This window comes from Amycolatopsis sp. NPDC051102, assembly GCF_040682815.1.
In the GTDB taxonomy this organism is placed as follows: domain Bacteria; phylum Actinomycetota; class Actinomycetes; order Mycobacteriales; family Pseudonocardiaceae; genus Amycolatopsis.
In genome coordinates this window covers 33482-58844 of sequence record NZ_JBFBBT010000021.1, presented here as the reverse complement: position 1 = coordinate 58844, position 25363 = coordinate 33482, and the positions used below count along the sequence as shown (strand labels likewise).

The following is a 25363-nucleotide window of genomic DNA, read 5'->3' as shown; positions in this document are numbered from 1 at the left end:
GAACTTGTACGAGGGTGTCGTCCAGGACCTGATCGACGAGCTCGGGCGCCTGCCAGGGGTCGGGCCGAAGAGCGCCCAGCGGATCGCGTTCCACCTGCTGGCCGCCGACCCGGCCGACATCGCGCGGCTGCAGGACGTGCTCGGCAAGGTCAAGGAGGGCGTGCAGTTCTGCGAGATCTGCGGCAACGTCTCCGAGCACCCGACGTGCCGCATCTGCCGCGACGAGCGCCGCGACCTCACGGTCATCTGCGTGGTCGAGGAGCCGAAGGACGTCCTGGCGGTCGAGCGCACGCGCGAGTTCAAGGGCCGCTACCACGTCCTGGGCGGTGCGCTCGACCCGCTGTCGGGCATCGGCCCGGAGCAGCTGCGGATGCGTGAGCTGCTCAAGCGGATCGGCGAGGCGGACATCACGGAGATCATCATCGCCACCGACCCCAACACCGAGGGGGAGGCGACGGCGACGTACCTGGTCCGCATGCTGCGCGACTTCCCGGGCCTGAGCGTGACGCGGCTGGCGTCGGGCCTGCCGATGGGCGGTGACCTGGAGTTCGCGGACGAGCTGACGCTGGGCCGCGCGCTGTCGGGCCGCCGGGTGCTCTAAGGGGCGTCGAAGCGGCGCAGGTCGTACAGGTTCATCAGCCTGATCACCTTGTTCGCGTACTCCGGGTCGGTGGCGTACTTCTTCGCCACCGCCCGGATGAACGCGTCCGGGTCCGTGCGCACCGGCAGGGCTGCCGAGTAGTTCGACGACGTCGTCAGCAGCCGGCCGTAGTCGCGGAACGAGTCGTCGATCGAGGCGTACGAGCGGAAGTACGCTTCCGCCGGGTGGCACGGCGCCGGAACGCACTCCGTCGTCGGGTACTGCGTGCACTTCAGCGCGATCGGCCCCGGGGTCGTCGGCGTCACGCACTTGAAGCCGAAGTAGTTCCGCTCGGCCGTGGACAGTTTGCTGCGGCCCCAGTTCGACTCCAAGATCGACTGCGCCACCGTCACCGACGCCGGGATGTTGTACTCCGCGTGGATCGTGCGCGCGATCGGGCCCGCCGCGCCGACGTACGTCTCCTGGAAGCCGGAGCCGAGCGCCGCCTCGCGGACCGAATTCTGGTCGATGGGCGGGGTGACCACCAGTAACGCCGCCAGTCCGATGTGGATCATGGCGACACTTTGCCCGGCTGACCTCCGGAGAAACGGGAGGTCACCCGGACGAAGGACTCAGCAGTAGCCGAGCTGCGCGAGGGTGTCGACGACGATCTCGGACGGGTGGTACTTGTCCATCCAGGACTCACCGCGGCGGTTCTGGTACGTGTCGAGGAAGTTCTGCAGCTTGTCGCCGCGCATCTCGGTCAGCACCACCGTCTCGCCGAGGTGCTGCGGGGTCTCCGTGCGCTCGCGGTGCACCGCGCAGGGGAGGCCGAGGTAGTAGCACTCCGCCGAAAGACCACCCGAATCGGTGACGACGTACTCGGCGCGGGCCACCAGCGGCAGGAACTTCAGGTACCGCATCTTCGGCTGGACGATGAACTGGTCGTCGAAGATGTTGCCGATGCCCAGCGAGCGGATCTTTTCGCGCTCGGGCGCGCCGGCCATGTACAGGATCGGCATCTTGCGGCTCTGCTCGCGCAGGATTTCGAGGGCCTCGCGGTACTTGTCCGGGCGCGAGACCAGCTCGAAGCGGTGCAGCGTGGCCAGGCCGAACTTCTCCGGCAGGTTCGGCACGTCCAGCGGCCCGTTGATGGCCAGGCGCATCGCGTCGATCGCGGTGTTCGCCTCGGTGTCGACGACCACGCCGCGGGCGTGCCGCAGGTTGTTGACCTCGCGGATGCTCGGCGCGAAGTGGATGTCGACGATCTTCGCCGCGATCTTGCGGTTCAGCTCCTCGGGCAGCGGCGACAGGATGCTGCCCGAGCGCGCGCCGGCCTCGACGTGCCCGACCCGGGCCTTGAGGATCCGCTTCCCGATCAGCGAGCCGTACGGCGTGGTGAACGTGTCGCCGTGCACCAGCACCAGCGGGGGACGGCCGTCCTCGGTCAGCGCGGCGCGCAGTTCGTGGCGGCGGCCCCACGCGGTGCGCAGCACCTGCGCGGCCCAGCCCGGCACCTGCGCCGGCGACTCGAGGTTGTGCGCCTTGTCCTCCGGCACCAGCCAGACGTCGGGCGCCGGCATGTCCAGGTCGGCCAGTACGTCCGCGACCTCGTCGACGTGCTGGGCGGTGAACCAGATCTTCGGCCGCATCCCGCGCTCGCGGATCCCGTGGTAGACCGGCGCGATCTTGATCAGTTCCGCGGTGGTGCCGAGAATGAAGGAAATCACCAGGGAGCCCATTTCTGGTCGGGTGCGGTGGCGTAAGGATACTGGCCGACCCGGCGCGGGGGCCGCCGGGTAGCCTCGGCCCGGTGAGTGCGAACCCGCTCCTCCCCTCGCTCAGCGTCGTGATCCCGGTCTACAACGAGCAGGACTGGATCGAACGCAGTGTCGGCGCGCTGCTCGCCTCGGCCGAGGCGGCGAACTGGCCGATCGAGGTGGTGGTGGTCGACGACGGCAGCACCGACGCGACGCCGTCGCGGCTCGACGACCTGCGCGAACGCCGCGGCATCACGGTACTCAGCCAGGTCAACTCGGGCCGGTTCGAGGCCCGGCGGGCGGGCATCGCCAAGGCCGCGGGGGAGCAGATCCTGCTGCTCGACAGCCGCGTGGTCATGGACGCCGGGTCGCTGTCCTTCCTGCGCGACCAGCTCGTGGACCACCCCGAGCGGACGGTCTGGAACGGCCACGTCAACGTCGCTTCGGAACACAACCCGTACGCCGGTTTCATGGCCGGCCTGGTGAAGATCCCGTGGCGCCGGTACTGCGCGAACCCGCGCCTGATGTCCTTCGGCATCGAGGAGTTCGACCTCTTCCCGAAGGGCACCGGATTCTTCTTCGCGCCGCGAGCCGTGCTCGAAGCGGCCTCCGACGCTTTCGTTTCGCTGTTCGACGACGTCCGCTTCGCCAGCGACGACACCGGCGTCCTGCGCTGGATCGCCGAACGGCACCGCATCCACCTGGCCCCGGAGTTCTCCGCGACCTACAACGGGCGCGACAGTTTCAGGAAGTTCGTCGCCCAGTCCTACTTCCGCGGGACGACCTTCGTGGACTCCTACCTCGGCTCGCCCGGCCCGGCCCGCAACGGCCTGTTCGCCGCGTTCGGCGTCGGCCTGCTCGGCCTCGCCGTCGCGGCCAAGCGGCCGAAGACGGCCGTGGCGCTCGCCGCGGCCGGCTCTGCCGCGGCCGGCGCGGCCGTGACCCGCTTCGGCGCGACGACCGCCGAGGCCAAGGCCGTCGCGAAGCTGGCCCCGGTGTTCGGCGCCGGCTTCGGCGCGGGTGCCGTCCGTGGCCTGGTGATGGCGCTGCGTGCCCGCCGTCGGCGGGGCGAGCAGGGCCGATGAGCTCGCCGATGACCGACGAGGCGGACGGGCGCAGCCTGGCGAAGGAAACCGGGCGCTCGGCCGGGAAGATCGGCCTCTCGCTGCTGGTCGCCATCGCGCTCGGGTACGTGCTGACCGTGGTCGCGACGCGCTGGCTCGGCCCGGTGAACAGCAAGGTCTACCTGTCGTTCTGGGGCATCCTGATGGGCCTCGGCAGCGCGCTGTCGCCGCTCGAGCAGGAGCTGTCCCGCCAGTCCGCGGTGGCCGCGCTCGACGGCGGCAAGGCCGGCAAGCCCGCGCTGCGGGCGCTGACCGTCGGCGCGGTGGCCGTCGCCGTCGTCGCGGCCCTGACCCTGGTGGTGCCGGTGCTCTCGGACCGGCTCTACGGCGGGAACGCCGCGCTCGGCGTCATCGTGCTGTGCGGGGCGGTCGCGTTCGCCTGCCAGTTCGCCGCGCGCGGCCTGCTCGTCGGGCAGCAGCGGATCAAGCCGTACTCGGGGCTGGTCGTGGCCGAGGCCGCGGTCCGGGTGGTCGTGCTGCTCGGGATCGCCGCCGCCGGGCTCACCGGCGTGACGTCGTTCGCGATCGCGGCGGCCGCCGGCTCCTTCGCGTGGCTGCTGTTCGTCCGGCCGGTCAGCCGCCTGGTCGACCCGCACGCCGACGGCGAGGGCTGGGGGCCGGTGACCGGCCGGATCCTCGTCCTGATGGCCGGTGCCGCGCTCACCGCGAGCGTCATCACCGGCTACCCGGCGATGGTCAGCCTGCTCGCACCCGGCGGGTCCGCGCGGGACGTCGGCGTCCTGTTCGCCACGCTCACCGTCTCCCGGGTGCCGTTGCTGCTGCTGTCCCCGCTGCAGGCGCTCGCGGTGCCGACGGTCGTCCGGCTTTCGGGCACCGATGAAGGACGGCACCGGCTGCGGAAGCTCCTCGCGGCCGGCGCGTTCGGCACGGTCGTGGTCGGCGTGGTCGGCGCGCTGGTCGGCTGGCTGATCGGGCCCTGGCTGGTGTCGCTGCTCTACAACAAGGACTTCGTCGCCCAGGGCTGGTGGGTGGCGTGGATGGTCTGGGGTGCGGTGCTGCTCACGGCGCTGCAGCTGATGACGGCCGTGCTCGTGGCCCGCAAAGAGGCGAACAAGGTGCTCGTCACGTGGGCGGTGGTCGCGGTCTCGACCGCGGCGACCCTGCTGCTCGTGCCCGGCGACCCGATCCTCAAGGCCGTCGCCGGCCTGGCCGGGGGACCCACGCTGGGCCTGGTGGTCGTGCTGGTGTTCGTGTTGCGACGGCCGGGCAACGTGCAGGCCGCTCCGGACGTCCCAGTAGGGTGACCCCGGCCGTACCCCGGACAGGTCGGCGTGAAACGCCGGTGAGGTTGGTTAGCGGAAAACCATGAACGTACTTCTGGTCGTGCTCGCCTTCTGGCTGCCTGGCCTCGTCTTCGGGGCGGCGATCCGGCTCCGCGGCTGGCTGCTCGCCGCGGCCGCGCCGCTCCTGACGTTCGGCGTCGTGAGCCTCGGCGTCCCGGTGCTCGGCGGGCTCGGCATCCGCTGGAACATCCTCGACGTCGCACTGTGGACGCTCCTGCTCTCGGCCGTCGCCTTCGGGCTGGCGTTCCTCGTGCTGCGGTTCACCGCCCGGCGCCACCCCGAGTGGGCCGAAACGGACGCCGCCGCGGCGCCGCCCGCCCGGTCCCTGCGGGAACACCTGCTGATCGGCGCCGGTGTGCTGGCCGGCAGCGTGATCGGGATCGTCACGTTCCTGCGCGGCGCGCGGGGCCTCAACCAGGTCCAGCAGGGCTGGGACGCGCCGTTCCACGCCAACCTGGTGCGCTGGATCGCCGAGCACGGCGACGCCCGGCCGTCGACCGTCGGCACGATCGCGAACCTGCCGGGCCAGGCGAACTACTTCTACCCGGACACCTACCACGCCCTGCTCGCGCTGGTCTTCGACAAGGCCGGCCTGGCGATGATGCCGACGCTGAACATGGCGGCGCTCACCGTCATCCTGTGCGTGCCCGTCGGCGTCGCCGCGATGTGCCACGTGTGGCGGATGCCGGCCCTCGCGGTCGCCGCGGCCGCGGCGGTTTCGGTGTCGTTCACCAACTTCCCGTACGACTCGCTGTGGCGCGGGCCGCTGTGGCCCTACGTCGCCGGCGTCGCGCTGATCCCGGCCGCGCTCGCGCTGGCCCGCCTGCTGCTGCAGCCGCGGGGCCTCGCCGGGCCGGTGGCGATCGGCGTCGCCGTCGCCGGGCTGATCGGGCTGCACACCAGCGTCGCGTTCGTCGTCGTCGTGTACTTCCTGCTGATCCTGTTCGCCGTGCTGGTCAAGTTCGAGCGCATCGACTGGCGCCGGTCCGCGCCTTCGCTGGCCGCGACCGTCGTGCTGGCCGTGGTCTGCGGGCTGCCGCTCGCGCTGCCCTCGCTCTACAACGCGGGCGGCGTGACGAGCGCGTTCTGGGCCTCGGACGCGACGGTCAGCGGCGGCCTCGGCGAGACGATCACGTTCTCGCCGATGGCGGCGTTCCCGCAGTGGTGGATCGGCGTGCCTGCCATCATCGGCATCTTCCTGCTGGCCAAGCACCGGCGGATGGTGTGGATGGTCGCCGCCTACGTCGTGTTCGGCGGGCTCTTCGCGTTCACCGTGTCGCTGGAGACGCCGCTCATCCACACCCTGACCGGCATCTTCTACAACGACCACTGGCGGATCGGCGCGCTGGTCCCGCTGGCCGGCGCGGTCGCGTTCGGCGAGTTCACCGACACTGCGGCCCGCTGGTTCGCGGGCAAGGCGGGCGCCCGGCTGCCGAACGTCCGGCCCGTGACGCTCGTCGCGGTCGGCGTGGTGCTGCTCGCGCTCGTCGTGGGCGGCCTGAGCCGCGGCGGCTACATCGGCCGCAACGCCGCCCGGCTGCAGCTCAACTACAGCGGCGGCCCGACGGTCAGCAACGACGAGCGCCAGGCGTTCGGCTGGCTCGCCGCGCACGTCGCGCCGGGCGAGCGGGTGATGAACGGCAAGGCCGACGGCTCGGTGTGGATGTACGCGCTCAACGGCGTCCAGCCGGTCGAATGGACGTTCTACGGCGCCGAATCGAACACCCCGGCCGGGTACCTCAGCGTGTTCCTCAACGACCTCGGCAAGTACCCGAAGGTGCGCCAGGAACTGACCGACCTCAAGGTCCGGTACGTGTTCGTCGGCTCGGGCCACGTCACGGCGACGACGAAGAACGGCGTCGGTCTCGACCACCTCGAGTCCGACCCCGGCTTCAAGCTGGTGTTCCGCAATCCCGGCGCGTCGATCTACGAGATCGAGGGCCAGCAGGACGTCGTCACGGCGGGTGCGGCGCCAGGGTCCGCGGCCGGTCACGGGAAGTGAAGGGCTAGAGTGATCGCGTGTCAAGGACCTCCGTGACCAGCCGCCGGGTGCTCATCGTGATGCCCGCGCTGAACGAGTCGGCGAGTGTCGCGTCGGTCATCGAGCAGGTGAAACGCGCCCTGCCGGACGGTGACCTGCTCGTCGTCGACGACGGCTCGGTCGACGACACCGCCAAGCTCGCCCGCGCGGCCGGGGCCGAGGTGGCCCGGCTCGCGGTGAACCTCGGCGTCGGCGGGGCGATGCGCACCGGCTTCCGGTACGCCGCCGCCCGCGGTTACGACGTCGTCGTACAGGTGGACGCGGACGGCCAGCACGACCCCGACGAGCTCGACGCCCTGCTGCGCGGCCTGGACGACGCGGACATCGTGATCGGCTCCCGGTTCGCCGGCAAGGGTTCGTACAAGGCGAGCGGGCCGCGCAAGTACGCCATGGTCGCGCTCTCGCTCGTGTTCTCGCGGCTGGCGAAGACCAAGCTCACCGACGTCACGTCGGGCTTCAAGGCGATGGGGCCGCGCGCGATCCGGCTCTTCGCCGGCTACTACCCGGCGGAGTACCTCGGTGACACCGTGGAGTCGCTGGTGATGGCCATCCGGGCCAAGCTGACCATCAAGGAGATCCCGGTCGTCATGCGGGAGCGGGTGGCCGGTACGCCCAGCCACTCGCCCGTGAAGTCGGCCGTCTACCTGAGCCGGGCCGGGCTCGCACTGCTGCTGGCGCTGGTGCGCCGGCGTCCGGCGGTCGACTCGTCCGACTCGGCGTAAGGGGAAGTGGAAATGGCCGGTTGGCGCATCCTCAGCATCGTCGTCGCCTGCATCGTGCTGTTCGTCGTCCTCGAGATGATGCGGCGGCGGAAGCTGCGCGAGAAGTACGCGGGCGTGTGGCTGATCGTGGCGATCGGCGTCGTCGTGCTCGCGGTGGTCCCGCAGGCCGCCGAGTTCCTGGCCCTCCACACCGGCGTGCAGACGCCGTCGAACTTCGTCTTCCTCCTCGCCGGCGTCGTGCTGGCGCTCGTGTCGCTGCACCTGTCCACCGAGGTCGGGCACCTGGAGGAAGAGGTGCGCACCTCGATCGAGGAGATCGCGCTGCTGCGCTGCGAGCTGGAGGACAGCCGCCGCGAGCTGGCGAGCCGGATCGCCGAGCTGGAGGCGAAGACGGCGGCTCCCGACGACGTCAAAGGGCTTCCCGAGGTCGAGCGCCTCAGCAAGTGACGCGCTGATCGAGGCCCTGCTCGCCGCGCCCGCGCGGCTGGGCGGGGTGCGGGTGCTGGCCGTCGACGGGCCGTCGGGCGCGGGGAAGTCCACACTCGCCGCGCAGGTCGTCGCCGGGCTCCGGGCCCGCGGGTGCCGTACCGAGCTGGTGAGCACCGACGCCTTCGCGACGTGGGACGACCCGGTCGGGTGGTGGCCACGGCTCGTGGAGGGCGTCCTGCGGCCCCTGGCGGCCGGCCTGCCGGGGGCCTACCGGCAGATGGACTGGACCACCGGGGTGCCCCGGCCGGGTGAGCTCGTCCGGGTGGCCGTGCCGGAGGTTCTCGTGCTGGAGGGCGTCTCCAGCGGCCGCACTTCGGTAAGACCCCTGCTTTCGCACCTCTGCTGGGTCGGCGGCGGCTCAGCGGCCGAACGGCTGGCCAGGGCCGTCGCGCGGGACGGCGCGGCCGCGCGGGCCGAACTGGGCCGCTGGCAACGGTTCGAGCGCGGCTGGTTCGCCGTCGACGGCACCCCCGGGGCGGCCGGAACCCGACTTTCGTAGTGGGTCGGCCGGTCACCCTGCGTGCGCGACCCGTTCCGGATCGATCAAGCCGACGGGCGACCGCAACACGACCGGACTAATGTCGGTACCGCCATCTGAGTTAGTGATCCGGCACGGCATGCAGCCAGAGCACCCAAACGGTCACTTTCTGTCGCGATTTAGGGACACATTGCGGTCAAATCGACGCCCACGTAGCGCGATCGTAACCTCACGTGCTTAAGTGCGGGCCGAGTTCCCGCTAGTGTCGGCGAGCACACCGATCGTCCGTCGAGTTCCTGACCGACCGGACGGTGACTTTGAACCCGAACATCTCCCAAGGGGTGCCAGATGCAGCAATTGCGGCTGACCCGAACACGCCGCGTGGCCCTGATCGGGCTCACCGGCGCGCTCGCGGTTTCGCTGTCCGCCTGTGCGGAATCCAAGCGTGACGAGGGCGCAGGGGGTGGTTCCGGGGGCACCATGATCTTCGGCGCGGCCGGCAACCCGAAGTTGTTCGACCCCATCTTCAACGACGAGGGCGAGACCTTCCGGATCACGCGCCAGATCTTCGACACGCTGATCCAGAACAAGCCGGGCACCGCCGACCTCGAGCCCTCGCTGGCCGAGAAGTGGGAGCCGAGCAACGACGGCAAGACCTGGACCTTCTCCCTCAAGCAGGGCGTGAAGTTCTCCGACGGCACCCCGTTCGACGCGACCGCGGTCTGCTTCAACTTCGACCGCTGGTACAACATGAAGGGCGCCGCCGCCCAGAGCCAGATGATCTACTACGCCGACGTCTTCGGCGGGTTCGCCAAGAACGAGAGCACCGACTACAGCGACCCGGTCTACAAGAGCTGCGAAGCCAAGGACCCGGCGACCGCGGTGGTGAACCTGAACAAGGCGAAGGGTGCGTTCCCGGCGGCCTTCACCCTGCCGTCGTTCGCGATGCAGAGCCCGACCGCGCTCAAGCAGTACAAGGCCGACGAAGTCGCCCAGTCCGGCGACTCGTTCACCTACAGCGAGTACGCGAACAAGCACCCGGTCGGCACCGGCCCGTTCAAGTTCGACGGCTGGGACCAGGGCAAGGGTGAGATCGCCCTGTCCAAGAACGACACCAGCCCGACCCAGACGGCCAAGCTGGACAAGCTGATCTTCAAGGTGATCCCGGACGAGAACGCCCGCAAGCAGGCGCTCAAGGCCGGCGACATCCAGGGCTACGACTACCCGGCCCCCGCGGACTACGGCCTGCTGCGCAACGAGGGCGAGCAGGTGCTGGTGCGCCCGCCGTTCAACGTGCTCTACCTCGGCATCAACCAGTCCGGCCCGGCCGGCGAAAAGCTGAAGGACATCAAGGTCCGCCAGGCACTCGCCTACGGCATCAACCGCGAGCAGTTCGTGAAGAGCAAGCTGCCCGAGGGTGCCGAGGTCGCCAACGAGTTCGTGCCCAAGACGATCTCCGGCTACACCGACGACGTCACCAAGTACCCGTACGACCAGGCGAAGGCCAGGCAGCTGCTCCAGGAAGCCGGCGCGACGAACCTGACGCTGAAGTTCTACTACCCGACCGAGGTCACCCGTCCGTACATGCCCAACCCGGCGGACGTCTTCACCTCGATCTCGGAGGACCTGAAGGCCATCGGCGTCAAGATCGAGCCGGTCGCCAAGCCGTGGAACGGCGGTTACAAGGACGACGTGCAGAAGTTCGGCAAGCACGACCTGCACCTGCTCGGCTGGACCGGTGACTACAACGACGCCGGCAACTTCGTGGGCACCTTCTTCGGCCGCACGAAGAAGGAGTTCGGGTTCGACAACCCGCAGCTGTTCCAGGCGCTGGCCGCCGCGGACGCCTCGCCCGCCGGCGACGCGCACGCCAAGGCGTACCAGGAAGTCAACAAGCAGATCATGGACTACCTGCCCGCCATCCCGATTTCCTACGGCCCGCCCGCGATCGTGGTCGGCCCGAAGGTCAAGGGCCTGGTCGCCAGTCCGCTGACCGACGAGCGGTTCAACACCGTGACTGTCAACTGACGGTTCCACATTGCGAGGCATGGGGTGGGTGCTACCGCGCCCACCCCATGTTCCGTACTCAGCGGGCTGCCACCTAAGGACTGCAAGTGCTCCGTTTTCTCGTGCGTCGGCTGCTACAAGCGATCCCGACGCTGCTCATCCTGTCCATCCTGGTCTTCGCCTGGCTCCGTTCGCTGCCCGGAGGGCCCGCGGCCGCCCTCCTCGGCGACAAGGCAACGCCGGAGAAGATTGCCAACCTCAACCACGTGCTGGGGCTCGACCAGCCGGTCATCATCCAGTACTTCAAGTTCCTCGGCCGCGCGCTCACCGGTGACTTCGGCGCCTCGCTGGTCTCCACCCAGCCGGTGATGTCGGAGATCGGCACGTTCCTGCCGGCCACCATCGAGCTGGGCATCTCCGCGATGATCATCGCGGTGGTCATCGGCATCCCGGCGGGTTACCTTTCGGCCCGCTACCGCGGCGGCGTCGCCGACAACGTGATCATCGTGCTGACGCTGATCGGTGTCGCGGTGCCGGTCTTCTTCCTCGGCTACATGATGCAGGACCTGCTCGCCGGGCCGCTGGGCCTGCCGTCGCAGGGACGGCAGACCGCCGGCCTGGACGCGACCGCCATCACCAACTTCGCCATCCTCGACGGCATCATGACGAGCGAGTGGGACGCCGTCTGGGACGCGATCAAGCACCTGATCCTCCCGGCGTTCGCGCTCGCCACCATCCCGCTCGCGGTGATCACCCGGATCACCCGCGCGTCGGTGCTGGAAGTGCTCAACGAGGACTTCATCCGCACGGCCAACTCGAAGGGCCTCACGCAGCCGGTGGTCCGCCGCCGGCACGTGCTGCGCAACGGCCTGCTCCCGGTGGTCACCACCATCGGCCTGCAGACCGGCGCGCTGCTCGGCGGCGCGGTGCTGACCGAGCGGGTGTTCAACTTCCGCGGCCTCGGGTTCCTGCTGGCCGAAGGCATCGAACGGCGTGACTACCCCCGGCTCCAAGCGCTGCTGCTCTTCGGCGCGCTGGTGTACGTGCTGGTGAACATGCTGGTCGACGTCTCGTACGGGATCATCGACCCGAGGGTGCGTGTGCGATGAACACTCTGCTGAACAAGAAGAAAGAGCCGATCGACAAGCTGGCCGCGGCGAGCGGGAACAGCCTCGGCCGCGAAGCCCTGCGGCGGATGCTGCGCAGCCCGGTCGCCATCGCCGGTGGCGTGATCACCGGCCTCTTCGTGCTGCTGGCGGTGTTCGCGCCGCTGATCGCGCCCAAGGACCCGTTCGAGCGCTACCTGCAGGACAAGGTCGCCCTCGGCCAGGGAATCATCCCCGGCAGCCAGCCCGGTTTCCCGCTCGGCGTGGACGACTTCGGCCGCGACGAGCTGTCGCGGCTGATCGTCGGCGCGCAGAACACCCTGCTCGTCGGCGTGCTGGCCACGGTGATCGGCGTGCTCCTCGGCATCATCATCGGCGGGCTCGCCGGCGCGTTCGGCGGCTGGGTCGACACCGTCCTCATGCGGCTCGTCGACGTCATGCTGTCGGTGCCGTCGCTGCTGCTGGCGATTTCGGTCGCGGCGCTGTTCGCCAAGCCGAGCCAGTGGACGGTGATCCTCGCCGTCTCGCTGATCGGCGTGCCGATCTTCGCGCGGCTGCTGCGCGGCTCGATGCTGACGCAGCGCAGCAGCGACCACGTCCTCGCGGCGACGTCGCTGGGCGTGAAGCGCGGCGCGATCGTGTTCCGGCACATGCTGCCGAACTCGCTCGGGCCGGTCATCGTGCAGGCCACGCTGACCCTGGCCACCGCCATCCTGGAGGCCGCGGCGCTGTCGTTCCTCGGTCTGGGCGACCCGGACCCGAACCGGGCGGAGTGGGGCATCATGCTGAGCAAGGGTGCCCGGCAGTTCCTCGACGTCCGGCCCGAGCTCGCGTACTACCCGGCGATCGCGATCATCATCGTCGCGCTCGGGTTCACGCTGCTCGGCGAGTCCCTCCGCGAAGCCCTCGACCCGAAGAACAGGCGGTGAACACCGATGGCACTCCTTGAAGTCCGTGACCTCACGGTCCAGTTCGTCCGCCGTGGCGAGCAGTCGTTCACCGCGGTCGACAACGTCAGCTTCGACGTCGAGCCGGGCCAGACGGTCGGCCTGGTCGGCGAGTCCGGCTGCGGCAAGTCCGTGACGTCGCTGGCGATCATGCGGCTGCTGGCCAAGCGCGGCAACAAGGTCAGTGGTTCCGTGCGCTTCGAAGGTACCGACCTGCTTTCGTTGTCCGACAGGGACATGCGCGACCGCCGCGGCCGCGACCTCGGCATGGTGTTCCAGGACCCGCTGTCCTCGCTGAACCCGGTCATCCCGATCGGGCTGCAGATCACCGAGGTGCTGGAGCGCCACCGCGGGATGTCGCGCAAGGCGGCGTCCGTCGAAGCGGTGGACCTGCTCGACAAGGTCGGCATCCCCGACCCGTCGCGCCGGCTTTCCGAGTACCCGCACCAGCTTTCCGGCGGGATGCGGCAGCGCGCGCTGATCGCGATCGCGCTGGCGTGCCGGCCGCGGCTGCTCATCGCCGACGAGCCGACCACCGCGCTGGACGTCACCATCCAGGCGCAGATCCTGGCGCTGCTGCGGGAACTGGTGCAGGACACCGGCACCGCGCTGATCATGATCACGCACGACCTCGGCGTGGTCGCCGGGCTGTGCGACGAGGTCAACGTGCTCTACGGCGGCAAGATCGTCGAGCGGGCGCAGCGGCACCAGCTGTTCGCCGAGCCGCGGCACCCGTACACGCACGGTCTGCTGGCCTCGATCCCGCGCTTGGACGCGGGTCGCGGCGAGAAGCTGATCCCGATCCGGGGTTCGGTGTCCGACAACATCCCGTGGGACCACGGGTGCGCGTTCGCGCCGCGCTGCCCCAACGCGCTGCCGGTCTGCCGCGAGGTCCAGCCGCAGCTGGTGCCCGACCAGGGCGGCCTGCTGCGCTGTCACAACCCCGTGCGGCCCGCGGTCGCCGCGGGAGGAGGAACCCGATGACCCGTCCTGCTGGTGACGTGCTGCTCGAGGTCACCGACCTCAAGGTGCACTTCCCGATCAAGAGCGGCGTCGTGTTCGACCGGACGGTCGGGCACGTGTACGCGGTCGATGGCGTCGACCTGGCCATCCGGCGAGGCGAAACCTACGGCCTGGTGGGCGAATCCGGCTGTGGCAAGTCCACTTTGGGCCGGGCGATCCTGCGGCTCAACGAGCCCACTTCCGGGCACGTGGTGTTCGACGGCACCGATGTCGCCCAGCTCAAGGGCGAGGAACTGCGGAAGGCCCGGCGCCGGATGCAGATGATCTTCCAGGACCCGATGTCCAGTTTGGACCCGCGCCAGTCGGTCGAGTCCATCCTCGTCGAGGGCATGCACGCGCACGGCCTCGACAAGGACAAGGAAGCCACCCAGCGGCGGCTGCGGCAGCTGCTGGCCGCGGTCGGCCTCCCGGAGACGTCGCTGCGCAAGTACCCGCACGAGTTCTCGGGCGGGCAGCGCCAGCGCATCGGCATCGCGCGGGCGCTGGCGGTGGAGCCGGACCTGATCGTCGCCGACGAGCCGGTGTCCGCATTGGACGTTTCGGTGCAGGCCCAGGTGGTGAACCTGCTGGAGGACCTGCAGGACCAGCTCGGCCTGACCTACGTGGTGATCGCGCACGACCTCGCGGTGGTGCGGCACATCTCCGACCGCATCGGCGTGATGTACCTGGGCGCGTTGGTCGAGGAGACCGACGCGGACTCGCTCTACCGGGACCCGCTGCACCCGTACACCAAGGCGCTGCTGTCGGCCATCCCGGTGCCGGACCCGCAGGTCGAGGACACCCGCGAGCAGATCCTGCTCGCCGGTGACCTGCCTTCGCCGGCGAACCCGCCGTCGGGCTGCCGCTTCCACACGCGCTGCCCGTGGAAGCAGGCGAGCCTGTGCGACACCGACCGCCCGCAGCTGCGCGAGATCGGCGGCGGGCACCGGGTGGCGTGCCACTACGCGGAGGACATCCGCGACGGGCGCATCCAGCCGCACGAGGTGGAGCCGGAACTGGTGGAGCTCACCGGGGCGCTCAACCCCGACCTGGGCCCGCCGGACGTCGGCACCGCAGCCGAGATCCTGTGACGCTTCGCTGAGCACGGCCGGCCGGGCCTCGTCCCGGCCGGCCGTTCTCATGTCTCCAGCTTGGCGGCCCGCGACTGCAGGTACGCCTGTTCCGGCAGGCTCAGCGTCCGCCGGGCGGCGGCCAGGTACGCCGCGCGAGCCCCGGCCGCGTCCCCGGACAGCTCGAGCAGGTGCGCGCGGATCGCGTCGACCCGGTGGTGCCCGGCCAGCGCGGGGTCCTCCGCCGCCTCCGCCAGCTCCACCAGCCCGGCCCGCGGGCCGTGGACCTGCGCGAACGCCACCACCCGGTTCAGCGTCACCATCGGCCCCGGCGCGACGACCCGCAGCAGGTCGTAGAGGGTGAGGATCTCGGCCCAGTCGGTCGCTTCGGCGTCGGCGGCCTCGTCGTGGACCGCGGCGATCGCCGCTTGCAGCTGGTAGGGGCCGACCGGCGCCGTCGCGAGGGCGTGCGTGATCAGCTCGACGCCCTCGTCGATGAACGCCCGGTTCCACCGGCTCCGGTCCTGGGCGGCGAGCGGGACCAGCGCCCCGGACGCGTCGGCCCGGGCCGGCCGGCGGGCATCGGTGAGGAGCATCAGGGCCAGCAGGCCGGTGACCTCGCCGTCGGCCGGGAGTTCCGCGCGCAGCTGCCGGGTCAGCCGGATCGCCTCGGTCGTCAGGTCGACGCGGCTGAGTGCGTCGCCCGAGCTGGCGGTGTGGCCCTCGGTGAAGATCAGGTAGAGCACCTGCAGGACCGCGGCCAGCCGCTCGGGGCGGTCGTCGCCCGTGAGCTGCTCGCCTTTCAGTTTTTGTTTCGCGCGGCTGATGCGCTGGCCGATCGTGGCCTCGGGCACGAGGAAGGCGCGGGCGATCTCGGCGGTGGTCAGCCCGCCGACCGCGCGCAAGGTGAGGGCGACCTGCGACGGCCGCGTCAGCGAGGGGCGGCAGCAGAGCAGCAGCAGGGTCAGCGTGTCGTCGACGCCGCTGACCGGCTCCTGGCCGGGCGGCTCGGCGAGCACGACGGCTTCCTCCCGCCGTTGCCGCGCGGTGTCGCTGCGCCACTGCTCGATGCGCCGCCGGGACGCGGTCGTGATCAACCACCCCTTCGGGTGATCCGGGACCCCCTCGACGGGCCACTGCCGAGCGGCGGCCAGCAGCGCCTCCTGAACGGCGTCCTCGCAGGTGTCGAAGCCGCCGTACCGCCGGACGAGCGCGGCGAGGACCTGCGGCGCGAGCTCGCGGAGCAGGCGCTCGACGTCGCTCACAGCTCCGGTCCGTGCAATCCCATCACCGGCCGCACCTCGACCTTGCCGAAGGACGCCTCCGGAAACTTCGCCGCGATCTCGAGGGCGCGGTCTTCGCTTTCGCAGTCGAGCAGGTAGAAGCCGGCGAGGAACTCCTTGGCCTCGGCGAACGGCCCGTCGGTGGCGCTGCTGCCCACCCGCTTGGTCAGTTCGGGAAAGGCGAGCCGTTCGGAGACGATCCGCTCACCGGAGGCATCGAGATCATCGTTGAGCTGCTGGTAGTAGGCGAGCCCGGCGGCCCGCTGCTCGTCACTCATGCCCTCCCAAGCCTTGCGCGACTCGGGGTTGCCGTAGATCAGCACCACGTATTTCACGTTCGCCTCCGCGAGGATGTCGAAATCCGCTTGGTGGCGCCTACGTCTCTCGGCAAGCACCACCTGTGAGGAGAATGACATGAGCGAGCAGCAGATCCGCGAACTGATGGCCACCCGCGAGATCGCGATGACGGCCCGCGACGCTTCGACGTTGGGCTCCCACTACGCGCCCGACGTCGTGGCGTTCACGTTGGCCCCGCCGCTGGTGCACCGCGGCGCGGAGGTCATCGACGTCGCGGCCCGGAAGGCGTGGTTCGAGACGTTCGAGGGCCCGATCGAGTACGAGATCCGCGATCTGGAGATCACGATCGGCGGAGACATCGCGTACAGCCACTCACTGAACCGCATGTCGACGACCCCGAAGGGAGCACCGGCGCGATTCGAGCTGTGGTTCCGCTCGACGGTGTGCTTCCGGCGTGAGGGCGGCGAGTGGCGGATCACGCACGTGCACGACTCGGTGCCGTTCTACATGGACGGAACGCTGAGCGCGGCGGTCGACCTGAAGCCCTGACGGCCGGCCGGAGTTGTCCACATGGGGGTGGAGCCTGTGGACAACTCTGGGGATCGCTCGTTCGGGGGTGAGTTGTCCCGGGAATCACGCGTGATGCCTCTCTGGTCACGTGTGATGCCCCGGTGGTCACGGGTGATGCCCCTACCGACCCGGACGCCGGATTGTTCAGCGGCCGCTGATGCGGCTACGTATCGGGTCGGCAGGGGGGGTGTGGTCGGTGGGGCCGGCCGTCGAGGTGGCGGCCAGGCCGGCTGGCGCCGGATGCCGCGGGCGATCTGCCGGGCGGACGCCGCCGCCGACTCGGGGCACGCGACCACCGACTCCTCGGGCCGCCACCGTGGCCGCCGTCGAAAACGTTGTTTCCGGGCGACACGATCGGCTGACCCCGACCAAAGTCGTACCTCGGGCAATACCTGAGGATGCCGCCCGGGGCGTGCCGGCCCCGGTACCCTTCGGAAAGCGAACACCAATCCGGGCGTAGGTACCAGGGGGTACGGGCTGTGCACATCGACCAATGGCTGGCGTCGATTCCGGCGATCTCGGTGTACCTGATCGTCGGCGCCGTGATCATGATCGAGAGCCTCGGCATTCCCCTGCCCGGTGAGGTTGTGCTGGTCAGCGCCGCCTTGCTCACGCTGTCGCACCCCAACCTGAGCCCTCTCTGGGTCGGTGTCGTGGCCAGTGCCGGTGCCATCGTCGGTGACAGCATCGGCTACCTGATCGGGAAAACCGGTGGGCAGCGGCTGTTCGCCTGGGCCGGGCGGAAATTCCCGAAGCACTTCGGGCCCACACACATCGCCAACGCCGAACGGATTTTCAACAAACGCGGTATGTGGGCCGTCTTCTTCGGCCGGTTCATCGCGTTCCTGCGCATCCTCGCCGGCCCGCTCGCCGGGTCGCTGCGCATGCACTACCCCAAGTTCCTGATCGCCAACGCCCTCGGCGGCATCGCCTGGGCGGGTGGTACCACCGCGCTCATCTACTACGTCGGCGAGGCCGCCGAGAAGTGGCTCGGCGACTTCTCCAAGTACGGCCTCGTGGCCGCCATCGTGCTCGGCGCGGTGGTCTTCGTCGTCATGAAGAAGCGCCTCGGCCGCGAGCACCAGAGCGCCGCGGAAGCCCCGAAGCAGGAAGAGACCGCCGCCTAGACCGCGACGAGCTCGGGGTCGGGTTTGCGTGCGGTTCGCAGCGAGCCGAGCAGGACCCCGGCGATCACGACCACGGCGGCGCCGACCTCCGGCCAGGTCGGCCGCTCGCCCAGCAGCAGGAACGACGCCGTCAGGCCGACCACCGGCACCAGCAGCGAAAACGGTGACACGACGCCGGCCGGGTTGCGGCGCATCAGCGTTGTCCACAGGCCCGATCCGACGACCGTGCCGATCAGCACCACGTACGTCAGGCCGCCCAGCGCGGTCAGGCCCGTCGGGGTGCCGAGCGTCGTCAGGGAACGCCACTGCGCGGCCGGCCCCTCCATGATCAGCGACAGCGCGAACATCGGCAGCGGTGGCACCACCGACATCCACAGCGTGAAGTGCAGCGGGTTGTCCGGCTCGGCCTTGCGCGTGCTGAGGTTGCCGAACGCCCAGCTCAGCGCGGCCAGCAACGTCAGGACCATCGGCAGCAGCGCCGCGTGCCCGGACCGCTGCCACGCGATCGCCGCCATCCCGGCCACCGCCAGCGCGATGCCCGCCAGCTGGTGCGGTGTGACGCGTTCGCGCAGGAAGACCGCGCCGAGCAGCACCGTGAACGGCGCCGACGCCTGCAGCACCAGCGACGCGAGCCCGGTCGGCATCCCGGTGTCCATCGCGATGAACAGGAACGCGAACTGGCCGGTGCCGAACCCCAGGCCGTAGCCGAGGAGGTGGCGCACCTTCACCTTCGGCCACGGGACGAACAGGATCGTCGGCACCGCGATCACGGCGAACCGCAGCGCGCCGGCGAACACCGGCGGGAACTGGCCGAGCGTCGCGTGGATGGCGAGGAAGTTGAGGCCCCACAGGACGGCGACGAGCACGGCGAGCAGGCGATCACGGGCGGGCATGCCTCCACTCTGACAAGGTCGACCGTGAAGGACCAGCGAGAATATCTGCAGGAACCTTGTAGCTGTGCTTCAACTAAGCTGACGGCGTGGATCTGGGCCGGTTGCGCACGCTGCGCGAGTTCGCCGATCGCGGCAGCGTGACGGCCGCAGCGCGGGCGCTGCACTGCACGCCGTCCGCGGTTTCGCAGCAGCTGCGCGCGCTGCAGGGCGAGGTCGGCCTGCCGCTCACCGAGCCGGCCGGCCGGGGCCTGCGGCTGACCGACGCGGGCCGGGCGCTGGTCGCCCGCGCCGATGAGGTGCTCGCCGCGCTCGAGCGGGCCGAGTCCGAACTGGACACCTACCGCAGCGCGCCGCGCGGGCGCGCGCGGATCGCGATCTTCCAGTCGGCCGGGCTGATGCTGCTGCCCGGGCTGCTGAGCCGCGTCGCCGGGTACGACGGCCTGGAAATCGACGTCCGGGACGTCGACATGACGCCGCCGGAGGTGCCGGGCCTGGTCGCGGACTACGACGTCGTCGTGGCGCACCGCGACGAGCACGCGCCGGAGTTCGACGTCGGCCGCCTCGACGTCGTGCCGCTGCTGCGGGAGCCGCTCGACGTCGCGCTGCCGGTCGGGCACCGGCTGGCGAACCGGCGCCGCGTGGAGCTGTCGGAGCTGGCCGACGAGCGCTGGATCAGCGTCGACTTCGGCTTCCCGGTGGACGACGTGCTGCGCTCGCTGACCATCCGCACCGGGGTGCGGCCGGTCGTCGTCCAGCGGATCAACGACTTCCGCATCACCGAGCGGCTGGTCGCCGCGGGGCACGGGATCGCGCTGCTGCCGCGCTACACGATGGACACCCGCCGCGGCAGCGGCCTGGTCGGGCGCCCCTTGGCCGGCATCCGCGCGGCTCGCCTGGTGGAGGCGGTCTGCCGGACCGGCGCCCGCCAGCGGCCGGCGGTGGCCCAGGTGATCGCGGAGCTGCGCGCGGAAATCGTTCAGCTCACCGCTTGAAGCCGCGCAGGTAGGCCAGCGCGATGCCCAGCGCGTCCTCCAGCGCGGTGAGGTCGTGCCGGATGTGCGCCAGCAGCAGTCCACCTTGGACGGACGTCATCGCCGCCTGCGCCAGCCGCGCCGGATCGGCGCCGGGGTCGAGCTCGCCCTTGTCCTGCAACGTGGTCAGCCCACGCTCCAGGTGGGACTCCCAGGTCCGGTACGCCCGGTCGACCAGCGGCGCGAGCTTCGGGTTGTCGCCCACTTCGCCGGCGAGGTTGCCCAGCGGGCAGGCGATCGGCGCACCCGCGCGGCGGTGGATGTCCAGCAGCTGCTCGGTCCACGTCTCGAGATCGGCCCAGGAGGCCAGCGTGAAGATCGCCGGCTGGTTGCCGAGGATCTGCTCGAGGTACCGGTCGATCACGGCCTCGACCAGCTGTTCCTTGTTCTTGAAGTAGTGGTACATCTGCGATTTCCCGGCGCCGCTCGCAGCCAGCACCTTGTCGACGCTCGTGCCCGCGACACCGTCGACGTACATCAGCGCGGCGGCCGCGTCGACGATCGCGTCGCGCGTCCGCTTGCCCCGCGGGGTCGTGGCCGCTTGCGTCTCCATGTACTGGATAGTACAGTTCGGCTCACTGTACCGATCAGTACAACTGCTAGGGGGATCCATGGCACTCGAGAACGCCCTGACCGCGATCAACGACCAAGCCCGCGGCGCGCTGCCGCCGGAAATCTTCGCGGTCCTCGAAGCCGATCGCCGCCGGGCCGGGAACCCGGACTTCGCCCAGGTGGGCGCCCGAATGGACGACTTCGAGCTGCCCGGAGCCGATGGCGCGCCGACGAGCCTCGGCGACCTGGTCGCGGACGGGGCGGCGGTGCTCGTGTTCTACCGCGGGCAGTGGTGCCCGTACTGCAACCTGACTTTGCGCACCTACCAGCAAGAAGTGCTCCCGGAGCTGGGGAAGTACGGCGCGACGCTGGCCGCGATCAGCCCGCAGCGCCCGGACGCCCCGGCGCCGGACCTGGCGTTCCCGGTGCTTTCGGACGTCGGCAGCACGGTCGCGCGCGGGCTCGGGCTGAGCTACCCGGTCTCCGAAGCCGTCCGCGAGGCCATGAAGACGCTGGGCACGGACCTCGAGGAGGTCAACGGCACCTGGGAACTGGTGCATCCGGCTGTCGTCGTGGTCGACCGGGACCGGGTCATCCGGTTCGTCGACGTCCACCCGGACTTCGTCACGCGGACCGAACCCGCGCAGATTCTGGAAGCGGTCAAGTCGCTCTGACGCTGTGCCGGACGCTGTAGGCGATCACCGAACCCAGGACCAGGGCCACGGCCAGGGAGAGCAGCAGGCTGATCCCGGGTTCGGTGACGATCCGGCCGCCGGCGTAGCCGAGGAAGGCCGCGTACGACGTCCAGAGTGTGACGCCGACAGCCGAGGCGGTGAGGAACTCCGCCCTCGGCCACCGCAGCGAACCGGCGAGGAGGGCGCCGACGGTTCCGCCCGACGGCAGCCAGCGGGCGACCACCAGCACCGGCCGGGGATGGCGCTGCAGCCGCCCGTCGAGCCAGCCGAGGCCGGCGGCGAACTTCCGCCGCCGGCTCAGCCGGTCCAGCGCCGCCCGGCCGCCGGACCGGCCGAGGGCGTAGAGCGCCTGGTCGGACGCCAGGCAGCCGGCACTCGCCACGGCGATCACCAGCGCCAGCGACGTCCCGCCCTGCGCCGCCTCGATGCCCATGCCGAGGATGGTCACCTCGGTGGGCAGCAGCGGCACGAGCGAGACGACGAACAGCACCAGCAGTCCCGCCGTCGATCCGTCCACACCTCCATTAACCGCCCGCTCGGCCCCGGGCACTCCCGATCACCGGGTACTCACAGGAACCCGACAGCTCGTCCACAGACTCGGGAAACCATGCCAGGAGGTGTCATGGTTCGCCGCGAGGCTGGCGGCATGAACACACTTTCCGGAAAAACCGCACTGGTGGCGGGCGGCACGCGCGGCGCGAGCCGGGCGATCGCGGTCGAACTGGGCCGGGCGGGCGCCTTCGTGTACGTGACCGGCCGGACCACCCGCGCCGGACGGTCCGAAGTGGACCGTCCGGAGACGATCGAGGAGACGGCCGAGCTGATCGAGCGGGCGGGCGGCCGCGCGGAGGCGATCCGCGTCGACCACCTGGTCCCGGCCGAGGTCGAAGCGCTGGCCAAGCAGGTCGGCCCGCTCGACATCCTGGTGGACGGCCTCTGGGGCGGCGACAAGCACCTGGGCTGGGGCAAGCCGGTGTGGGAGCACGACCTGGGCGCGGGCCTGCGGATGATCCGCCTCGGCATCGACGCGCACCTGATCACCAGCCACTTCCTGCTCCCGCTGCTGATCGACCGCCCGGGCGGCCTGGTGGTCGAGCTGACCGACGGCACGGCCGAGTACAACGCGAAGTACCGCGAAGGCACTTCGCTGCCGTTCTACGTGGCGAAGGCGTCGGCGCACCTGCTGGCGATCGGCGAGGCGGCGGAGCTGGCCGCCCACGGTGCGACCGCGGTCGCTTTCACACCGGGCTACCTGCGGTCGGAGACGATGCTGGAGATCTACGGGGTGACGGAGGACAACTGGCGCGACGCGTGCGAGCGCGTGCCGCACTTCGCGATCTCGGAGACGCCGACGTTCTGCGGCCGGACGGTGGCGGCCCTGGCGGCGGACCCGGACCGGAACCGGTGGAGCGGGCAGACGGTGAGCAGCGGCCAGCTCGCGAAGGCGTACGAAGTGGACGATGTGGACGGCAGCCGGCCGGACGCCTGGCGGTACATGACGGAGGTCGCGGACGCGGGAAAGCCCGCGGACACCACCGGCTACCGCTGAGCGTTGCGGGCGGCCAGTTCCGCGCCGATGGCGGCCAGTTCCGCCCGCAGCGACGCCGGCTCGAGCACCTCGACGCCCGGGCTGAGCGCGACCAGCTGGCCGAGGCCGATCTCGTCCCCTTCCAGGGCGAGCTCGGCCTCGGCCCAGCCGTCGTTGTCCGGTGTCCCGAGGGAAACCACCGTGTCCGCCAGATGCTCCCCGCCGAACACCCGGCGCAGCTCTCGTACCGCCGTCCGGTTCAGCCGGGCCTGCACCCGCACCGGCCGCGCGACCTGCTCGAACGTCACCGACGACGCACTCCACCACTGCGCCAGGTCGAACGACGACGGCCGCTCGAACGCGATGTCGAGCTGAGCCGCCGAGAGGATCCGCGACACCCGGTACGTCCGCAACGCGTCGTCCGGCACCACCCGCGCCACCAGGTACCAAACGCCCGCCTTCAGCACCAGGCCCAGTGGTTCCAGCTCCCGCTCGGCCACCTTGTCCCGGCGCCGGTAGGTGATCGAGAGCCGCCGCTGCGCCCAGACCGCCTGGACGATCGGGGCCAGCGACGGCGGCTCGTCCGGCGAACCGAACCAGCCCGGTGCGTCCAGGTGGAACCGCCCCGCCACCAAAGCCGCGTGTTCCCGCAGCTCGGCGGGCAGGCCGGCGGACACCTTCGCCCGCGCCGCGCTGCCCGCCGTGTCCAGACCGAGTCCCGCGAGGGCCGAAGGGACGCCCAGGGCGAACAGCGCGACGGCCTCACGCGTGGTGAGGCCGTCGAGCCCGGAGCGCCAGCCGTCGACCAGGCGGAAGCCGCCGTGGCGGCCCGGCTCCGTCCACAACGGAACGCCCGCGTCGCGCAGGGCCGCCAGGTCGCGGTGCATCGTGCGCTCCGACACGCCCAGTTCCGTTGCGAGCTCGGCGGCGGTCGCACTGCGCCGGCGCTGCAGTGTGAACAGCAGCGCGACCAGCCGCTCGGCCCTCACCGGTTGGCGCGGTTCACCGCCGAGACGACCGCGCGCAGGGACGCCGTGACGATCGACGGGTCGATGCCGATGCCCCAGAACACCCGGTCCGAGATCGCGCACTCGATGTAGGACGCCGCGCGCGAGTCGTCGCCCGGGGAGAGCGTGTGCTCGCTGTAGTCCAGCAGGCGCAGGTCGAAGCCCACCGTCGACAGCGCGTCGAAGAACGCCGCGATCGGGCCGTTGCCGCGGCCGGTGACCTCGTGCTCGTCACCCTCCACGCGGACCGTCGCGGTGATGTCGTACTCGCCGTCGCCGTTGTCGCGGACGTGCTGGCGGACCAGCTCCAGCGGCGTCTTCAGCTCCAGGTACTCGGCCGAGAACGCGTTGTACATCGTCGTCGGGTCGACCTCGCCGCCCTCGGTGTCGGTGTAGCGCTGGATGACCTTCGAGAACTCGATCTGCAGCCGCCGCGGCAGGTCGAGCTGGTGCTCGGCCTTCATGATGTAGGCGACGCCGCCCTTGCCGGACTGCGAGTTCACCCGGATCACGGCCTCGTACGTGCGGCCGACGTCCTTCGGGTCGATCGGCAGGTACGGGACCTCCCACGGGTGCTCGTCGACGGGTACGCCGGCCTTGTCGGCGGCGTCCTTCAGCGCGTCGAGGCCCTTGTTGATCGCGTCCTGGTGGCTGCCGGAGAAGGCGGTGAACACCAGGTCGCCGCCCCACGGCGAGCGCTCGGGTACCGGCAGCTGGTTGCAGTACTCGACCGTCCGCTTGATCTCGTCCATGTCGGAGAAGTCGATCTGCGGGTCGATGCCCTGGCTGTACAGGTTCATGCCCAGCGCGACCAGGTCGACGTTGCCGGTGCGCTCGCCGTTGCCGAACAGGCAGCCTTCGATCCGGTCGGCGCCGGCCTGGTAGCCCAGCTCGGCGGCGGCGATGCCGGTGCCCCGGTCGTTGTGCGGGTGCAGCGACAGGATCACCGAGTCGCGGCGGGCCAGGTTCCGGCTCATCCACTCGATCGAGTCGGCGTAGACGTTGGGGGTGGCCATCTCGACGGTGGCGGGCAGGTTCAGGATCACCGGCTTCTCCGGCGTCGGCTGCCAGATCTCGGTGACGGCGTTGCAGACCTCGAGCGCGTAGGACAGCTCGGTGCCGGTGTAGGACTCGGGCGAGTACTGGAAACGGAAGTCGGTGTCCGGCTGCTTCGCGGCCAGCTCGACGACCAGTTCCGCGGCCTGCGTGGCGATCTTCTTGATGCCCTCGCGCTCCTCGCGGAAGACCACGCGGCGCTGCAGGATCGACGTCGAGTTGTAGATGTGGACGATCGCCCGCGGCGCGCCTTCGAGGGCCTGGAAGGTCCGCTCGATCAGCTCGTGGCGGCACTGGGTCAGTACCTGGATGCTGACGTCGTCCGGGATGGCGTGGTCTTCGATGATCTCGCGGACGAAGTCGAAGTCGGTCTGCGACGCGGCCGGGAAGCCGACCTCGATCTCCTTGTAGCCCATCCTGACCAGCAGGTCGAAGAACTTGCGCTTGCGCGCCGGCGACATCGGGTCGATCAGGGCCTGGTTACCGTCCCGCAGGTCGACGGCGCACCACAGCGGCGCGCGCTCGATGCGCTTCTCGGGCCAGGTGCGGTCGGGCAGGTCGATGTTCTCGACCAGGTCGTACCAGGGGCGGTAGCGGTGAACCGGCATCGACGTGCCGCGCTGGGTGTTCCAGGCGGGCTGGCCGGCGGGCGCGGGACGAGAGGGCTTGCGGATCTTGCTCATGGGTTTTGGGG

26 protein-coding genes are annotated in these 25363 nt (G+C 70.5%); 17 read left to right on the top strand and 9 right to left on the bottom strand.

Annotated elements, in window-relative coordinates; translation table 11 throughout:
- Positions 1-4: 4 nt before the first annotated feature.
- Positions 5-601 carry a recombination mediator RecR gene (gene recR, locus AB0M93_RS38430; RefSeq protein WP_364283652.1) on the top strand — a complete coding sequence of 199 codons (597 nt, stop codon included), beginning with the start codon at positions 5-7 and terminating at the stop codon, positions 599-601.
- On the opposite strand, the gene AB0M93_RS38425 is transcribed toward recR, so the two are convergent.
- Together AB0M93_RS38425 and AB0M93_RS38420 are read right to left on the bottom strand one after the other, a co-directional pair.
- A complete protein-coding gene (locus AB0M93_RS38425) occupies positions 598-1155 on the bottom strand; it encodes a glucosaminidase domain-containing protein (protein ID WP_364283649.1) in 558 nt (185 codons plus the stop codon). The two genes, recR and AB0M93_RS38425, sit on opposite strands and share 4 nt — an antisense overlap.
- A 57-nt stretch (positions 1156-1212) precedes the next feature.
- Positions 1213-2322, bottom strand: coding sequence for a UDP-N-acetylglucosamine 2-epimerase (locus tag AB0M93_RS38420; protein WP_364283646.1), 1110 nt, complete (start codon positions 2320-2322; stop codon positions 1213-1215).
- Positions 2323-2393: 71 nt separating this feature from the next.
- On the opposite strand from AB0M93_RS38420, the gene AB0M93_RS38415 reads away from it, so the two are divergent.
- From AB0M93_RS38415 to AB0M93_RS38365, 11 genes are all read left to right on the top strand, one after another.
- Entirely contained in the window at positions 2394-3425 is a 1032-nt protein-coding gene (locus tag AB0M93_RS38415; protein WP_364283643.1) for a glycosyltransferase family A protein, read from the top strand.
- An 8-nt stretch (positions 3426-3433) separates the two neighbouring features.
- The gene (locus AB0M93_RS38410; RefSeq protein WP_364283956.1) at positions 3434-4729 is read left to right on the top strand and encodes a hypothetical protein; all 1296 of its coding nucleotides are present in this window, start codon (positions 3434-3436) and stop codon (positions 4727-4729) included.
- 61 nt (positions 4730-4790) lie between these two features.
- Complete coding sequence (locus AB0M93_RS38405; protein ID WP_364283641.1) at positions 4791-6770, top strand: DUF6541 family protein; 1980 nt, start codon at positions 4791-4793, stop codon at positions 6768-6770.
- A 17-nt stretch (positions 6771-6787) separates the two neighbouring features.
- A complete protein-coding gene (locus AB0M93_RS38400; protein ID WP_364283638.1) occupies positions 6788-7531 on the top strand; it encodes a glycosyltransferase family 2 protein in 744 nt (247 codons plus the stop codon).
- Between the two features lie 12 nt (positions 7532-7543).
- Positions 7544-7978, top strand: a complete 435-nt coding sequence (locus tag AB0M93_RS38395) for a DUF2304 domain-containing protein (protein WP_364283635.1) — start codon at positions 7544-7546, stop codon at positions 7976-7978.
- A gap of 37 nt (positions 7979-8015) precedes the next feature.
- The gene (locus tag AB0M93_RS38390; protein WP_364283953.1) at positions 8016-8519 is read left to right on the top strand and encodes a uridine kinase; all 504 of its coding nucleotides are present in this window, start codon (positions 8016-8018) and stop codon (positions 8517-8519) included.
- Between the two features lie 327 nt (positions 8520-8846).
- The gene (locus AB0M93_RS38385; protein ID WP_364283632.1) at positions 8847-10526 is read left to right on the top strand and encodes an ABC transporter substrate-binding protein; all 1680 of its coding nucleotides are present in this window, start codon (positions 8847-8849) and stop codon (positions 10524-10526) included.
- A gap of 86 nt (positions 10527-10612) precedes the next feature.
- Positions 10613-11614: an ABC transporter permease gene (locus tag AB0M93_RS38380; protein ID WP_364283629.1), complete on the top strand. Its 1002-nt coding sequence runs from the start codon at positions 10613-10615 to the stop codon at positions 11612-11614.
- Positions 11611-12540, top strand: coding sequence for an ABC transporter permease (locus AB0M93_RS38375; RefSeq protein WP_364283626.1), 930 nt, complete (start codon positions 11611-11613; stop codon positions 12538-12540). Before AB0M93_RS38380 ends, AB0M93_RS38375 begins: the two co-directional genes overlap by 4 nt.
- A gap of 6 nt (positions 12541-12546) precedes the next feature.
- The gene (locus tag AB0M93_RS38370) at positions 12547-13542 is read left to right on the top strand and encodes an ABC transporter ATP-binding protein (RefSeq protein ID WP_364283623.1); all 996 of its coding nucleotides are present in this window, start codon (positions 12547-12549) and stop codon (positions 13540-13542) included.
- Positions 13539-14651 (top strand): oligopeptide/dipeptide ABC transporter ATP-binding protein, encoded by a 1113-nt coding sequence (locus AB0M93_RS38365; RefSeq protein WP_364283620.1) that lies wholly within the window; start codon positions 13539-13541, stop codon positions 14649-14651. Before AB0M93_RS38370 ends, AB0M93_RS38365 begins: the two co-directional genes overlap by 4 nt.
- A 47-nt stretch (positions 14652-14698) precedes the next feature.
- On the opposite strand, the gene AB0M93_RS38360 is transcribed toward AB0M93_RS38365, so the two are convergent.
- Both AB0M93_RS38360 and AB0M93_RS38355 read right to left on the bottom strand, forming a co-directional pair.
- Positions 14699-15895 (bottom strand): DUF6596 domain-containing protein, encoded by a 1197-nt coding sequence (locus AB0M93_RS38360; RefSeq protein ID WP_364283617.1) that lies wholly within the window; start codon positions 15893-15895, stop codon positions 14699-14701.
- Complete coding sequence (locus AB0M93_RS38355) at positions 15892-16248, bottom strand: YciI family protein (protein WP_364283950.1); 357 nt, start codon at positions 16246-16248, stop codon at positions 15892-15894. Before AB0M93_RS38355 ends, AB0M93_RS38360 begins: the two co-directional genes overlap by 4 nt.
- A gap of 79 nt (positions 16249-16327) precedes the next feature.
- Here AB0M93_RS38355 and AB0M93_RS38350 point away from each other — a divergent pair, with 79 nt between their 5' ends.
- Together AB0M93_RS38350 and AB0M93_RS38345 are read left to right on the top strand one after the other, a co-directional pair.
- Entirely contained in the window at positions 16328-16759 is a 432-nt protein-coding gene (locus AB0M93_RS38350) for an SgcJ/EcaC family oxidoreductase (protein WP_364283614.1), read from the top strand.
- A 500-nt stretch (positions 16760-17259) separates the two neighbouring features.
- Complete coding sequence (locus tag AB0M93_RS38345; protein WP_364283611.1) at positions 17260-17907, top strand: DedA family protein; 648 nt, start codon at positions 17260-17262, stop codon at positions 17905-17907.
- On the opposite strand, the gene AB0M93_RS38340 is transcribed toward AB0M93_RS38345, so the two are convergent.
- Complete coding sequence (locus tag AB0M93_RS38340) at positions 17904-18800, bottom strand: EamA family transporter (protein ID WP_364283608.1); 897 nt, start codon at positions 18798-18800, stop codon at positions 17904-17906. The two genes, AB0M93_RS38345 and AB0M93_RS38340, sit on opposite strands and share 4 nt — an antisense overlap.
- A gap of 86 nt (positions 18801-18886) precedes the next feature.
- Between AB0M93_RS38340 and AB0M93_RS38335 the strand changes: the two genes are divergently transcribed.
- On the top strand, positions 18887-19792 hold the full coding sequence (locus AB0M93_RS38335; RefSeq protein WP_364283605.1) for a LysR family transcriptional regulator: 906 nt from the start codon (positions 18887-18889) through the stop codon (positions 19790-19792).
- Here the strand turns inward: AB0M93_RS38335 and AB0M93_RS38330 are convergent.
- On the bottom strand, positions 19782-20384 hold the full coding sequence (locus tag AB0M93_RS38330; protein ID WP_364283603.1) for a TetR/AcrR family transcriptional regulator: 603 nt from the start codon (positions 20382-20384) through the stop codon (positions 19782-19784). The two genes, AB0M93_RS38335 and AB0M93_RS38330, sit on opposite strands and share 11 nt — an antisense overlap.
- 58 nt (positions 20385-20442) lie before the next feature.
- Here AB0M93_RS38330 and AB0M93_RS38325 point away from each other — a divergent pair, with 58 nt between their 5' ends.
- Positions 20443-21057, top strand: coding sequence for a peroxiredoxin-like family protein (locus tag AB0M93_RS38325; RefSeq protein ID WP_364283601.1), 615 nt, complete (start codon positions 20443-20445; stop codon positions 21055-21057).
- Here AB0M93_RS38325 and AB0M93_RS38320 read toward each other — a convergent pair.
- On the bottom strand, positions 21044-21595 hold the full coding sequence (locus AB0M93_RS38320; protein WP_364283599.1) for a VTT domain-containing protein: 552 nt from the start codon (positions 21593-21595) through the stop codon (positions 21044-21046). The genes AB0M93_RS38325 and AB0M93_RS38320 overlap by 14 nt on opposite strands.
- 129 nt (positions 21596-21724) lie before the next feature.
- On the opposite strand from AB0M93_RS38320, the gene AB0M93_RS38315 reads away from it, so the two are divergent.
- Complete coding sequence (locus AB0M93_RS38315; RefSeq protein WP_364283597.1) at positions 21725-22627, top strand: SDR family oxidoreductase; 903 nt, start codon at positions 21725-21727, stop codon at positions 22625-22627.
- On the opposite strand, the gene AB0M93_RS38310 is transcribed toward AB0M93_RS38315, so the two are convergent.
- A complete protein-coding gene (locus tag AB0M93_RS38310; protein ID WP_364283594.1) occupies positions 22618-23595 on the bottom strand; it encodes a YafY family protein in 978 nt (325 codons plus the stop codon). The genes AB0M93_RS38315 and AB0M93_RS38310 overlap by 10 nt on opposite strands.
- A complete protein-coding gene (leuA, locus tag AB0M93_RS38305; protein ID WP_364283591.1) occupies positions 23592-25352 on the bottom strand; it encodes a 2-isopropylmalate synthase in 1761 nt (586 codons plus the stop codon). The genes AB0M93_RS38310 and leuA overlap by 4 nt, the downstream gene beginning before the upstream one ends.
- Positions 25353-25363: the final 11 nt, after the last annotated feature.